The 13672-nt window shown below is 56.6% G+C and carries 11 protein-coding genes; 9 read left to right on the top strand and 2 right to left on the bottom strand.

Going from position 1 to position 13672, the window contains the following annotated elements:
• Positions 1–114: 114 nt before the first annotated feature.
• Positions 115–480: a hypothetical protein gene (locus GYN01_RS02470; RefSeq protein ID WP_203306544.1), complete on the top strand. Its 366-nt coding sequence runs from the start codon at positions 115–117 to the stop codon at positions 478–480.
• Positions 481–586: 106 nt separating this feature from the next.
• On the opposite strand, the gene GYN01_RS02465 is transcribed toward GYN01_RS02470, so the two are convergent.
• On the bottom strand, positions 587–2134 hold the full coding sequence (locus GYN01_RS02465; protein WP_048365267.1) for a glycoside hydrolase family 17 protein: 1548 nt from the start codon (positions 2132–2134) through the stop codon (positions 587–589).
• A gap of 213 nt (positions 2135–2347) precedes the next feature.
• Between GYN01_RS02465 and GYN01_RS02460 the strand changes: the two genes are divergently transcribed.
• The 3 genes from GYN01_RS02460 to GYN01_RS02450 all read left to right on the top strand — a co-directional run bounded on the left by GYN01_RS02460 (position 2348) and on the right by GYN01_RS02450 (position 5392).
• Entirely contained in the window at positions 2348–3199 is an 852-nt protein-coding gene (locus GYN01_RS02460) for a glycine betaine ABC transporter substrate-binding protein (RefSeq protein WP_203306543.1), read from the top strand.
• Positions 3200–3425: 226 nt separating this feature from the next.
• Positions 3426–3737 carry a DUF485 domain-containing protein gene (locus GYN01_RS02455; RefSeq protein WP_048365269.1) on the top strand — a complete coding sequence of 104 codons (312 nt, stop codon included), beginning with the start codon at positions 3426–3428 and terminating at the stop codon, positions 3735–3737.
• The gene (locus GYN01_RS02450; protein WP_048365270.1) at positions 3734–5392 is read left to right on the top strand and encodes a cation acetate symporter; all 1659 of its coding nucleotides are present in this window, start codon (positions 3734–3736) and stop codon (positions 5390–5392) included. Before GYN01_RS02455 ends, GYN01_RS02450 begins: the two co-directional genes overlap by 4 nt.
• Positions 5393–5691: 299 nt before the next feature.
• Here the strand turns inward: GYN01_RS02450 and gltA are convergent, their stop codons facing one another.
• On the bottom strand, positions 5692–6981 hold the full coding sequence (gltA, locus tag GYN01_RS02445) for a citrate synthase (protein WP_048365271.1): 1290 nt from the start codon (positions 6979–6981) through the stop codon (positions 5692–5694).
• 351 nt (positions 6982–7332) lie between these two features.
• Between gltA and sdhC the strand changes: the two genes are divergently transcribed.
• The 5 genes from sdhC (at position 7333) to GYN01_RS02420 (ending at position 13668) form a co-directional block, all read left to right on the top strand.
• Positions 7333–7719 carry a succinate dehydrogenase, cytochrome b556 subunit gene (sdhC, locus tag GYN01_RS02440; RefSeq protein ID WP_070411961.1) on the top strand — a complete coding sequence of 129 codons (387 nt, stop codon included), beginning with the start codon at positions 7333–7335 and terminating at the stop codon, positions 7717–7719.
• Complete coding sequence (gene sdhD, locus GYN01_RS02435; protein ID WP_003446906.1) at positions 7713–8081, top strand: succinate dehydrogenase, hydrophobic membrane anchor protein; 369 nt, start codon at positions 7713–7715, stop codon at positions 8079–8081. The genes sdhC and sdhD overlap by 7 nt, the downstream gene beginning before the upstream one ends.
• A gap of 3 nt (positions 8082–8084) precedes the next feature.
• Positions 8085–9860: a succinate dehydrogenase flavoprotein subunit gene (gene sdhA / locus GYN01_RS02430; RefSeq protein ID WP_016780168.1), complete on the top strand. Its 1776-nt coding sequence runs from the start codon at positions 8085–8087 to the stop codon at positions 9858–9860.
• An 11-nt stretch (positions 9861–9871) separates the two neighbouring features.
• Positions 9872–10576, top strand: a complete 705-nt coding sequence (locus GYN01_RS02425) for a succinate dehydrogenase iron-sulfur subunit (protein WP_048365272.1) — start codon at positions 9872–9874, stop codon at positions 10574–10576.
• Positions 10577–10836: 260 nt separating this feature from the next.
• The gene (locus GYN01_RS02420; RefSeq protein ID WP_048398905.1) at positions 10837–13668 is read left to right on the top strand and encodes a 2-oxoglutarate dehydrogenase E1 component; all 2832 of its coding nucleotides are present in this window, start codon (positions 10837–10839) and stop codon (positions 13666–13668) included.
• The last annotated feature ends 4 nt before the right edge of the window (positions 13669–13672 follow it).

The following is a 13672-nucleotide window of genomic DNA, read 5'->3' as shown; positions in this document are numbered from 1 at the left end:
AGCTATCGCAAGATACACGTTGAATGACTTTAGTGAACAGATATCTGATTGCAAGGCTTGCATAGCCCATAAGTGCGTTTAAGCTGGGCGCCGCTTTTGCTTATCGGAGTTGTTATGCGTCCTCGTTTGCCGTTTATATTGCTTCTAATTGCTTTGCCTGTATGGCTGGCGGCCGGCTATGGCCTGCGTTATGGCCTGATGGAAGATGCGCAGTGGGTCGGCACGTGTGTGGCAGAAGCGACGCGTTGGGAGTGTCAGTTGCGCGCCAATCTGGGGTGGCTGATCCACTTCAGGGCGATGGGTTGGGTTGCCGTGGCATTCGCAGCGGTTGCGTTTTTTGTACGCGGGCGCGTTGGCAATGCATTGGCGCTTGTGGCGTTGGCATTCGGGTTGCCTGCACTGGCGTTGTATAACGCCAGTCTGGCCGTGTTTGCAGTGGTGATTGCGGGGCTGCGGCTGGTAAGAGCGCGCACAATTTGAGGGGGCCAGTTGCAGTGGTCGGGGGAGCAGGCCGAGACCGCTGTGCCTTATGTGTCTGGCGCAGCGGCTACTGAGTAAGTAGCCGCACGGCCTGGTCGAGCCTCATTCAGCGAGTGCGCACGCTGCGCCACAAAGCGAGTACCAGCAGCAGACTGACCAGCGCCCACCCCCATGCCTGTTCGTTGCTCACTCCTTCGCGATACAGCTGTAACGGAATGCCAGCGCCAATGATAAACGCCAGCAAGCCAAACTCACGCCGTGGTCCGCACACGGGGCGCAGCAGGTAAACCAGCGCGGGCAGCAACAAGGCCGCACTGGGGAAGCTGCGGTAGCGCGGTTCAAACACCAGCCCCAGCATCATGACCGCCCCGGCAAATCCGGCAGCGGCCAACCACCAGCCCGCACGGCGTTCCAGGTGGTTGAACAGGCGCTCGCGCCACCCCTCTTTTTGCCCCAAGGCCAGCGCCGCATGGGTCATCACAATCAGGTTCAAGACCAAGAGTGCCCCGGCCCACACCCATTCCCCGGCAAAGCGGCTGGTGACGGAGGCCAGTTCAGCCCAGGCAATGATCGTGCACCCTGACACTGCCCCCAGTGCGGGCAACAACAACGCTGCACGCGTGCTGCGAACGCGCCCGCCAATCAGCAGGGTGGCGAGGAGCAGGGCTGTACCGAAGCCGAGCCAAACGGGCCAGTGTGGCAAGTTGGAGACCGGCCCGGCCAGAATGCCTTTGTCCTGGCGGTCAGCGTCAAACAACCCCCAGTAGCCACCTACTGCTCCTTCGCTGCCACGTTTCCAGGGTTGGTCAAAGGCTTCGATCAGGTTGTACTTCCAGCCGTTTTGTTCGGCCAGGGTGACAAAGCCGCGAATGAACTTGGCTTCGTTGACGCGACTTGGCAGGGCTGTTTCGCGCTGTCGGCCTTCGCTGGGCCAGCCGGTCTCACCAATCAGGATGTCTTTAGGGGCGAATTTGCTGCCGAAGACTTCACGGATCTGTTCGACGTGTTTCACGGCTTGGTCGACGCCTGCCGGGTCATCTTCCCAGTAAGGCAGCAGGTGAATGGTCAGAAAATCCACCGCAGGTGCGATTTCAGGGTGTTGTAACCAGAACTCCCATACGTCTGCGTACGTCACCGGTTGCTTGATTTGATGCTTTACCTGTTCGATCAGTGCGACCAGTTGCGGGGCCGTGATTTCTTTGCGCAGCAGGGCCTCGTTACCCACGATCACAGCACTGACGACGTCGGGGTTGGCATTGGCCGATGCAATGAGCGCCTTGACCTCTGCGGCGGTCGCTATCGGGTCCGGGCTTACCCAGGCGCCGATCATCAACTTGAGTCCGTGCTTGCGGGCCAGCTCGGGTAATGCCTCGAGCCCGGCCTGGGAGTAGGTGCGAATGCACTGAAAACGCGTGGCGAGTAACGCCAGGTCTGCATCCATGCGCTCAATGCGCGGCACGAACGGTTGGTCGAAGGGCGATTGATCCTTGTCGAACGGGGTATAGGAGGCACATTGCAGTTTGTGTGTCGGGGTGGCCGCGTCGGGCAACAGGACGGGTTGGCCCAGGCCGTACCAGAAGCCGGCAACTGCAAACAGGCTGAGTAAACAGGCGAAGAGGTAGGGCAGGGCTGGAAAGCGGGCAGTCGCGGACATGGGCAGGCCGTATAGGAGCAAAGCCGCGCATCTTACCTGCAATTGAGTGTGCTCAGCGCTTGTGAATAATTTTGTTACGTCTACGCGTGATGTCGCTTGCGGTTGCCTTGATGTCGTCGTCAGAGCAGGTCGCTCGTACCGGGGCGTTGATGATCAAGGTGTGGGTTCGGGCGGTCCGGCACTCGTCGGGCCCGACACAGTGAGGAATCAGTGATGAGTATGCGACGACTCTTGAGTGTGGGGGCTGCTGTAGTGCTGGCGATGAGTGCGGGGTTGGCCAGCGCGCAAACCAAACCGACGTTGACCATTGGGTATGTGGACGGCTGGTCTGACAGCGTGGCAACGACTCATGTGGCCGCTGAAGTGATCAAACAAACGTTGGGGTATGAGGTGAAGTTGATGCCGGTCGCAACGGGCATCATGTGGCAGGGCGTGGCCACGGGTAAGCTGGACGCCATGTTGTCCGCCTGGTTGCCTGTCACGCATGGCGAGTATTGGGCCAAGAACAAGGACAAAGTGGTGGATTATGGCCCCAACTTTAAAGACGCAAAAATCGGTCTGATTGTGCCTGAGTACGTGAAGGCCACCTCCATCGCGGATCTGAAAGATGACAGTGGCTTCCAGCAAAAAATCGTCGGAATTGATGCCGGGTCAGGGGTGATGCTCAAAACGGATGAGGCCATCAAGGATTACGGTCTGGGCTATAAATTGCAGGCCAGTTCTGGCGCGGCCATGACTTCGCAGCTGGGGCGCGCTTATGCCAAGCAAGAGCCGATTGTGGTCACGGGGTGGGTGCCGCACTGGATGTTTGCCAAATGGAAGCTGCGCTTTCTGCATGATCCCAAAGGCGTGTATGGCGCTGCGGAGACAGTTAATAGCATTGGCAGCACAGCGTTAGGCACCAAAGCGCCTGAAGTGGCGGCCTTCCTGAAAAAATTCCACTGGAACTCAAAGGACGAAATTGGCGAGGTCATGCTGGCGATTCAGGAAGGGGCCAAGCCTGATGTTGCTGCCAGAGAGTGGGTGGCAAAGCACCCTGAGCGCGTGGCTGAGTGGGTCCACTAAAAACCGCTGAAGTGTCTAGCTCGCAGCCCCCAGAACCGCCCGGCGATATTGCCCGGCGGTTTTTCGATTTATGGGGTGGCAAATTGATGTCGTTATCCTTGCGGGCTAGATAAACCGGGGGCTACAGCAGATTGAGGGTTCTACTACTAAAGTCGTCTGGCTTAGAAATTGAAGCCCCCTAATAGTGAAAACGTTCCATCTCATCTGTGCTGCGAGGACAAAAATAATGAACGACAGCATTTACCTCAAGATTCAAAACAGCCCGCGTTTCAAGGAGCTGGTTAAGAAAAGAGAGCGTTTCGCCTGGATTCTATCGGCGATCATGCTTGGCTTATACGCCGCTTTTATCCTGTTAGTTGCCTACGGGTCGCACATCATGGGGGCGAAACTGAGCCCTGATTCGTCTATCACCTGGGGGATTCCGATTGGTGTGGGGCTGATTATTTCGGCTTTTATACTGACCGGTATCTATGTGCACCGGGCCAATGGCGAATTTGACGACCTGAACAACGCAATTCTCAAGGAGGCTGCGCAATGATCCGGCGTCTATTGGCAACATTGGGCCTTGCAGCCTTGTCTTCCGGCGTCTGGGCAGCCGACGCCCTGACCGGTGAAGTTCAAAAACAACCGCTCAACGTGTCGGCGATCATTATGTTCGTCGTCTTTGTGGGGGCGACCCTGTGTATTACCTATTGGGCTTCCAAGCGCAATAAGTCGGCAGCGGATTACTACGCAGCGGGCGGTAAGATCACAGGCTTTCAGAATGGTCTGGCGATTGCGGGCGACTATATGTCTGCGGCGTCTTTTCTGGGTATTTCCGCGCTGGTGTACACCTCTGGCTACGATGGCCTGATCTACTCGATCGGCTTTCTGGTGGGCTGGCCCATCATTTTGTTCTTGATCGCAGAGCGTTTGCGCAACTTGGGCAAGTACACGTTTGCTGACGTGGCCTCGTACCGGTTGGGTCAGACTCAGATCCGCTCCTTGTCTGCCTGCGGTTCGTTGGTGGTGGTGGCGTTTTACCTGATCGCGCAAATGGTCGGTGCAGGCAAGCTGATCCAATTGCTCTTTGGTCTGGATTATCACGTTGCGGTCATTCTGGTCGGCATCCTGATGTGCCTGTACGTGCTGTTTGGCGGCATGCTGGCCACTACGTGGGTACAGATCATCAAGGCGGTGCTGTTGTTGTCGGGCGCAACCTTCATGGCCGTCATGGTAATGAAGCACGTCAACTTCGACTTCAACGCGTTGTTTGCTGAAGCGGTGCAGATTCACCCTAAAGGTGAAGCGATCATGAGCCCGGGCGGTTTGGTCAAAGACCCGATTTCTGCTTTCTCCCTCGGCCTGGCGCTGATGTTTGGTACGGCGGGTCTGCCGCACATTCTGATGCGCTTCTTCACGGTGAGCGACGCTAAAGAAGCCCGTAAGAGCGTGTTCTATGCAACCGGCTTTATTGGTTACTTCTACATCCTGACGTTCATTATTGGTTTTGGTGCAATCATCCTGGTCAGCACCAACCCGGCTTTCAAAGACGCTGCTGGCGCCTTGTTGGGCGGTAATAACATGGCGGCGGTGCATTTGGCTGACGCAGTAGGTGGCAGTCTCTTCCTGGGCTTTATCTCGGCGGTCGCGTTTGCCACCATTCTGGCAGTCGTTGCGGGCCTTACATTGGCGGGCGCCTCGGCGGTGTCTCACGACTTGTATGCCAGCGTCATCAAGAAGGGCAAGGCCAACGACAAGGACGAGATTCGCGTCTCGAAGATCACCACCATCGCGCTGGGCGTGTTGGCGATTGGCCTGGGGATTCTGTTCGAAAGCCAAAACATCGCGTTCATGGTTGGTTTGGCGTTCTCGATTGCGGCCAGCTGCAACTTTCCGGTACTGCTGCTATCGATGTACTGGAAAAACCTGACCACGCGAGGGGCCATGATTGGCGGCTGGCTGGGTCTGATCAGTGCTGTTGGCTTGATGATCCTTGGCCCGACCATTTGGGTGCAGATCCTTCATCATGAAAAAGCTATCTTCCCTTACGAGTACCCGGCACTTTTCTCAATGATCATTGCGTTTGTGGGTATCTGGTTCTTCTCGATTACTGACAAGTCCAAGTCGGCCGAGAAAGAACGGGCACTGTTCTTCCCGCAATTTGTGCGTTCCCAGACAGGGTTGGGGGCGAGCGGGGCGGTGGATCATTAATCCGCGCTAGACAGCCTGTTGAAAACAATCCCCCTGTCGTGAGACAGGGGGATTTTTTGTGTGGCCCGATAAGTCTCGTCGCTATTGGCGAGGGGTGAGGCTGGGGTCGACGAGGCAATCGTCGTATGTGCGGCAGGTGTGATGCATCTGACGCTTGCCGGTTGAATGGTTTGCGAAGGCCGCGCCGCTGGATGCAGCCCCGTTCTTGCGTCAGCGGCTACAAAGTATGCGCAAAAAAACGGCCCCTGCTCTATATAAAGGGCAGGGGCCGTTTTTGTTGCAGTTAAGACGCCAGGGTCTTACTTGCGGTCTTCCAGCGGGGTCAGATCACGCTGCTCGTAGCCGGTGTACAGCTGGCGCGGACGGCCAATCTTGTACGGGCTGGAGAGCATTTCTTTCCAGTGCGAAATCCAGCCGACTGTACGCGACAGGGCGAAGATCACGGTGAACATGCTGGTTGGAATGCCGATCGCCTTGAGGATGATCCCCGAGTAGAAGTCGACGTTCGGGTACAGCGAGCGTTCGATGAAGTAAGGGTCGGTCAGGGCGATCTCTTCTAGGCGCATGGCCAGTTCGAGTTGCGGATCGTTCTGAATGCCCAGCTCTTTGAGCACTTCGTCGCACGTCTTCTTCATGACCGTGGCGCGCGGGTCGCGGTTTTTGTAAACCCGGTGACCGAAGCCCATCAGCTTGAATGGATCGTTTTTGTCCTTGGCCTTGGCGATGAACGTGTCGATGTTGGACACATCGCCAATTTCGTCGAGCATGGTCAGCACGGCTTCGTTGGCGCCGCCGTGGGCAGGGCCCCACAGTGCAGCGATGCCCGCCGCAATACAGGCGAACGGGTTGGCACCCGAAGAGCCTGCCAGACGCACGGTAGAGGTTGACGCATTCTGTTCGTGGTCGGCGTGCAGGATAAAGATCTTATCCATCGCCTTGGCCAATACCGGGCTGATCGGTTTGATCTCGCACGGCGTGTTGAACATCATGTGCAGGAAGTTTTCGGCGTAAGTCAGGTCGTTACGCGGGTACATCATGGGTTGGCCCATGGAGTACTTGTAAACCATCGCTGCCAGGGTCGGCATCTTGGCAACCAGACGGATCGCGGAAATCTCGCGATGCTGCGGGTTATTGATGTCCAGAGAGTCGTGGTAGAAGGCCGAGAGGGCGCCGACTACACCGCACATGACTGCCATAGGGTGGGCATCACGACGGAAGCCGTTGAAGAAGGTCTTCAACTGCTCGTGAACCATGGTGTGGTTCTTTACGGTGCTGACAAATTGAGCTTTCTGCTCTGCGGTCGGCAGTTCGCCGTTCAGCAGTAGATAAGCGGTCTCAAGATAGTCAGAGTGTTCGGCCAGCTGTTCAATCGGGTAGCCGCGGTGCAGCAGGATACCGTTGTCACCATCAATATAGGTGATCTTCGACTCGCAAGACGCGGTCGACATGAAGCCAGGGTCAAATGTGAACCGGCCCGTGGCCGTCAGGCCTCGCACATCGATTACATCGGGACCCACGGTGCCAGTTAAAATGGGCAGCTCGACGGGGGCTGCGCCCTCGATGATCAACTGCGCTTTTTTGTCAGCCATGTGGCCTCCTATTTATGCTTGAAATCATCAGACAGACCCCCCACGCAGGGCCCGCACCACTATAGTGAGATAAATTTGAATGTCAATTTGCCTAAAGTCTTGCTGTACAAGGCTTTGAGGTGTGTTTTTTAGCGATTATCCCTGCCGTTTACGCCTTTTATAGCCTGAGCGCAATGCGCTATTAGAGGCAGGTGATTGCGTTGTCATTAGTAAGCCAACTGTCTATACTCGGCAGCCGACCGCCAGAGGCTTTAGGGCCTGTTTAAATGGGGGTCGTCACTCCCCGGGTGGTGGGTACCTGACCAGTGCGCATCCCAACAAACTTGCCCTGATTGTTAGGGGCTCTTCAGTGTGAAAAAAGCCGTGAATAGCCAACGACCTGTAAACCTAGACCTAAGGACCATCAAACTCCCCATCACCGGCGTTACGTCATTCCTGCACCGTGTATCGGGCATCATTCTGTTTCTTGGCCTGGGCATCATGCTTTATGCATTGAGCAAATCCCTGGGCTCGGAAGAAGGTTTTGCCGAGGTGAAGGCGTGCTTGACCAGTCCGCTGGCCAAATTCGTTGCGTGGGGGCTGCTATCTGCCTTGCTGTATCACCTGGTGGCAGGTATTCGCCATTTGATCATGGACATGGGTATCGGTGAGACGCTGGAAGGCGGCAAGCTGGGCTCGAAAATTGTCATCGTCATTTCCGTGGTGATGATCGTTCTGGCAGGAGTTTGGATATGGTAACCAGCGTTACGAACCTATCGCGTTCGGGCCTCTATGACTGGATGGCACAGCGTGTGTCTGCGGTCGTTCTAGCGGCTTACTTCATTTTCCTGATCGGATACCTCGTTGCGAACCCTGGCATTGGCTACGCCCAATGGCATGAGCTGTTTGCAAGCAACTGGATGCGTATCTTCAGCCTGCTGGCCCTTGTTGCACTCGGCGCTCACGCCTGGGTCGGCATGTGGACCATCGCGACCGACTACCTGACGCCAATGGCGCTGGGCAAGTCCGCGACCGCAGTACGTTTCCTCTTCCAGGCAGTTTGCGGCGTTGCAATGTTCGCTTACTTCGTCTGGGGTGTGCAGATTCTTTGGGGTATCTGATTCATGGCTAACACAGTTAATACACTTTCGTTTGACGCCATTATTATTGGTGGCGGCGGTGCTGGCATGCGTGCTGCTTTGCAGCTGGCACAAGGCGGTCACAAGACTGCTGTAATCACCAAGGTCTTCCCGACCCGCTCCCACACCGTTTCGGCTCAGGGTGGCATTACCTGCGCAATCGCCTCTGCAGATCCAAACGATGACTGGCGCTGGCACATGTACGACACCGTCAAGGGTTCCGACTATATCGGTGACCAGGACGCTATCGAATACATGTGTTCCGTAGGCCCTGAAGCCGTATTCGAACTGGAGCACATGGGTCTGCCATTCTCCCGTACCGAGCAAGGCCGCATCTACCAGCGTCCTTTCGGTGGTCAGTCCAAGGACTTCGGTAAAGGCGGCCAGGCTGCGCGGACTTGCGCTGCGGCTGACCGTACCGGTCACGCGCTGTTGCACACCCTGTATCAAGCCAACCTGAAGGCCGGCACCGTATTCCTGAACGAATACTACGGCGTCGATCTGGTGAAGAACGAAGCTGGCGATTTTGTCGGCATGATCGTTATCTGCATCGAAACCGGCGAAACCTCGTACGTTCGTGCCAATGCCACTGTATTGGCGACTGGCGGTGCAGGCCGTATCTACTCCTCGACCACCAACGCCTTGATCAACACCGGTGACGGTATTGGTATGGCGCTGCGTGCTGGCGTGCCGGTACAAGACATCGAAATGTGGCAGTTCCACCCAACCGGTATTGCCGGCGCCGGTGTACTGGTTACCGAAGGTTGCCGTGGTGAAGGTGGATACCTGATCAACAAGCACGGCGAGCGTTTCATGGAGCGCTATGCGCCGAACGCTAAAGACCTTGCTGGTCGTGACGTAGTGGCTCGCTCGATGGTTAAAGAAATCATCGCGGGCAACGGCTGCGGTCCAGATGGCGACCACGTCATGTTGAAACTCGATCACCTCGGTGAAGAAGTTCTGCACAGCCGTCTGCCAGGCATCTGCGAACTGTCCAAGACATTCGCTCACGTTGACCCGGTACTGGCTCCGGTTCCAGTAGTTCCAACTTGCCACTACATGATGGGCGGCGTTGCCACCAACATTCATGGTCAGGCAATCACTCAGGATGCCGACGGCAACGACCAGATCATCCCTGGCCTGTTCGCAGTGGGTGAAGTGGCGTGCGTATCGGTTCACGGTGCCAACCGTTTGGGCGGTAACTCGTTGCTCGACCTGGTGGTGTTCGGTCGTGCTGCCGGCCTGTTCCTTGAGCAGACCCTGAAAGAAGGCGTCGATTATGCGCGCCCACGCCAGTCCGATATCGACGCTGCGCTGGCACGTCTGGACGGCCTGAACTCGCGTACTGACGGCGAAGACGTGGCAACCCTGCGTAAAGAACTGCAAAGCTGCATGCAGAACTACTTCGGTGTATTCCGCACTGGCGAATACATGCAGAAGGGTATTGCCCAGCTGGCTGATCTGCGCAAGCGCATTGCCAACGTGAAAATCAACGATAAGAGCCAGGCGTTCAACACGGCCCGTATCGAAGCCCTTGAGCTGCAAAACCTGCTCGAAGTGGCTGAAGCGACTGCAATCGCTGCTGAAGTTCGTAAAGAATCGCGCGGTGCTCACGCCCGCGAAGACTTCGAAGATCGTGACGACGTTAACTGGCTGTGCCACACCCTGTACTTCCCGGGTGACAAGCGCGTAGCCAAACGTGCGGTGAACTTCTCGCCGAAAACCGTTCCGACCTTCGAACCTATGGTTCGGACTTACTAAGGGTGGCCGATATGTTGAAAGTCAGTGTTTATCGCTACAACCCGGATCAAGACGCTGCGCCGTTCATGCAGGAGTTCCAGGTCAATACCAACGGTAAAGACCTGATGGTGCTGGACGTACTGGCCCTGATCAAAGAGCAGGACGAAGGTTTCTCCTATCGTCGCTCTTGCCGTGAGGGCGTTTGCGGCTCCGACGGCATGAACATCAACGGCAAAAACGGCCTGGCGTGCGTAACGCCACTGTCCGCTGTCGTTAAAGGCAACAAGCTGATCGTTCGTCCTCTGCCAGGTTTGCCGGTTATCCGTGACCTGGTCGTCGATATGAGCATCTTCTACAAGCAATACGAGAAGGTGAAGCCGTTCCTGCAGAACGATACGCCGGCCCCGGCCATCGAACGTCTGCAATCGCCAGAAGAGCGTGAAAAGCTCGACGGTCTGTACGAGTGCATCCTGTGCGCTTGCTGCTCGACCTCCTGCCCGTCCTTCTGGTGGAACCCGGACAAGTTCCTGGGCCCTGCTGCACTGCTGCAAGCCTATCGATTCCTGGCTGACAGCCGTGACACCAAGACCAGCGAGCGTCTGGCTTCACTGGATGACCCGTTCAGCGTATTCCGCTGCCGCGGGATCATGAACTGCGTCAACGTGTGTCCGAAGGGCTTGAACCCGACTAAGGCCATCGGTCACGTGCGTAGCATGCTGCTGCAAAGCGGCGTTTGATACACAAGCTGTAACGTAGATCGCTGTAACCGTAGATGCTACGGCGCAGGCTTCAACCGGCGCCGTAGTTATAACCTGAGCAGCAGCTCACAAAGTTGCGGCTCTTATTTTGAAGAAATGAGACCAGCAGGGGCATCCGGGCTGGTACCCGGACTATCAGCGTGATCCTAAGTGGCTTGTTTTAGTCGCTGTATTCGGACTTTCTCAAGCGTGCTCTGGTGTTCTCGTCGATGGTGTCCCCTAACCGAGGGTGACCAAGCATGCAAGAAAGCGTGATGCAGCGCATGTGGAACAGCGGCTATCTTTCAGGTGGTAACGCTGCCTATGTGGAAGAGCTCTATGAGCTCTACCTGCACGACCCTAACGCTGTGCCAGAAGAATGGCGCACCAAATTTCAGACGTTGCCGACTGACGGCAACTCTGCCAACGATGTTTCGCACTCCACAATCCGCGACCATTTCGTGCTGCTGGCAAAGAACCAGCGCCGCGCCCAACCGGTTTCCGCCGGGAGCGTGAGCAGTGAGCACGAGAAGAAGCAGGTTGAAGTGCTGCGATTGATCCAGGCCTATCGGATGCGCGGCCACCAGGCAGCCCAGCTTGATCCGCTGGGGCTGTGGCAGCGTCCTGCACCTGCAGACCTGTCGATCAATCATTACGGCTTGACCAATGCCGATCTTGATACGACCTTCCGTGCCGGCGACCTGTACATCGGCAAAGAGGAAGCGAGCCTACGCGAAATTCTCGAAGCGTTGCAGCAGACATATTGCCGCACCATTGGCGCAGAGTTCACGCACATCGTCGATTCCGAGCAGCGCCACTGGTTTGAACAGCGCCTCGAAAGCGTGCGCGGCCGCCCAACGTATTCGGCAGATGTCAAAAGCCATCTGCTTGAGCGCGTCACGGCTGCTGAAGGTCTGGAAAAATACCTGGGTACCAAATACCCCGGCACCAAGCGTTTCGGCCTGGAAGGCGGCGAGAGCCTGATTCCCTTGCTGGACGAACTGATCCAGCGTTCGGGCAACTACGGCACCAAAGAAGTCGTCATCGGCATGGCCCACCGTGGTCGTCTGAACGTATTGGTGAACACCTTCGGTAAAAACCCGCGCGAATTGTTCGACGAGTTCGAAGGCAAGAAGAAGATCGAGCTGGGTTCCGGTGACGTTAAATACCACCAGGGCTTCTCCTCCAACGTCATGACCTCCGGTGGCGAAGTTCACCTGGCAATGGCGTTTAACCCTTCCCATTTGGAGATCGTTTCTCCTGTGGTTGAAGGGTCTGTACGTGCACGTCAGGATCGTCGTAACGACAAGACTGGTGAGAAAGTACTGCCAATTTCCATCCACGGTGATGCTGCTTTCGCAGGTCAGGGCGTGGTCATGGAAACCTTCCAGATGTCGCAGACCCGCGGCTTCAAGACGGGCGGTACGGTGCATCTGGTGATCAACAACCAGGTTGGCTTCACCATCAGCAACCCGGAAGATTCCCGCTCTACCGAGTACTGCACTGACGTCGCGAAAATGATTCAGGCGCCGATCCTCCATGTGAATGGTGATGATCCGGAAGCCGTATTGTTCGTGACCCAGTTGGCTATCGACTACCGCATGCAGTTCAAGCGCGACGTCGTAATCGACCTGTTCTGCTACCGCCGTCGCGGTCACAACGAGGCCGACGAGCCAAACGGTACGCAGCCGCTGATGTATCAGCAAATCGCCAAGCAGCGCACCACTCGTGAGCTGTATGCCGAGCGTCTGACACAAGAGCAAGTGGTTGACGCAGAGCGCGTTCAGGCCAAGATCGACGAATACCGCAACGCGCTGGACAATGGTCTGCATGTTGTGAAAAGTCTGGTCAAAGAGCCGAACAAAGAGCTGTTCGTTGACTGGCGTCCATATCTGGGCCACGCCTGGACGGCGCGTCACGACACGCGTTTTGATCTCAAAACCCTGCAAGAACTGTCCGCCAAGCTGCTGGAAATTCCAGAAGGCTTCGTGGTACAGCGCCAGGTTGCGAAGATCTACGAAGACCGTCAAAAAATGCAAGCCGGCGGCCTGCCGATCAACTGGGGTTATGCCGAAACCATGGCATACGCGACCCTGGCGTTCGAAGGTCATCCGATCCGCATGACCGGTCAAGACATCGGCCGCGGTACGTTCTCGCACCGTCACGCCGTGTTGCACAATCAGAAAGATGCGGGCACCTACATTCCGCTTCAGCACCTGTACGAAGGTCAGCCACGTTTTGACCTGTACGACTCGTTGCTGTCGGAAGAAGCCGTACTGGCATTCGAATACGGTTACTCGACCACCACGCCAAACGCGCTGGTGATCTGGGAAGCCCAGTTCGGCGACTTTGCCAACGGTGCACAAGTTGTGATTGACCAGTTCATCACCAGCGGCGAGCACAAGTGGGGTCGCCTGTGCGGTCTGACCATGCTGCTGCCACACGGTTATGAAGGTCAGGGCCCTGAGCACTCCTCGGCACGTCTTGAGCGTTACCTGCAACTGTGTGCCGAGCACAACATTCAGGTGTGCGTGCCGACCACGCCAGCGCAGATCTACCATTTGCTGCGCCGTCAGGTTATCCGTCCGCTGCGCAAGCCGCTGATTGTGCTGACACCCAAGTCGTTGTTGCGTCACAAACTGGCCGTTTCGACCCTGGAAGACCTGGCCGAGGGTTCGTTCCAGACCGTTATTCCAGAGATCGATGCACAAGATCCGACCAAGGTCGATCGCATCGTGCTGTGTAGCGGCAAGGTCTACTACGACCTGCTGGAAAAACGCCGTGCCGAAGGTCGTGAAGACATCGCCATCGTGCGTCTTGAGCAGCTGTACCCATTCCCTGAGGACGACTTGATTGAAGTCCTGGCTCCGTACAAAAACCTCAAACACATTGTTTGGTGTCAGGAAGAGCCGATGAACCAGGGTGCCTGGTACTGCAGCCAACATCACATGCGCCGCATCATTGGCGGTCACGACAAGTCGCTCGTACTTGAGTACGCGGGCCGTGACGCTTCTGCTGCACCTGCTTGTGGTTATGCATCGATGCACGCTGAGCAACAGGCCAAACTGTTGCAAGACGCGTTTACTGTTTAACGCC

Origin of the sequence: Pseudomonas weihenstephanensis, from assembly GCF_016812185.1 — a bacterium.
GTDB lineage: Bacteria > Pseudomonadota > Gammaproteobacteria > Pseudomonadales > Pseudomonadaceae > Aquipseudomonas > Aquipseudomonas weihenstephanensis.
The sequence above is the reverse complement of the archived record's forward strand: the minus strand, read 5'-3'. Positions and strand labels throughout refer to the sequence as shown.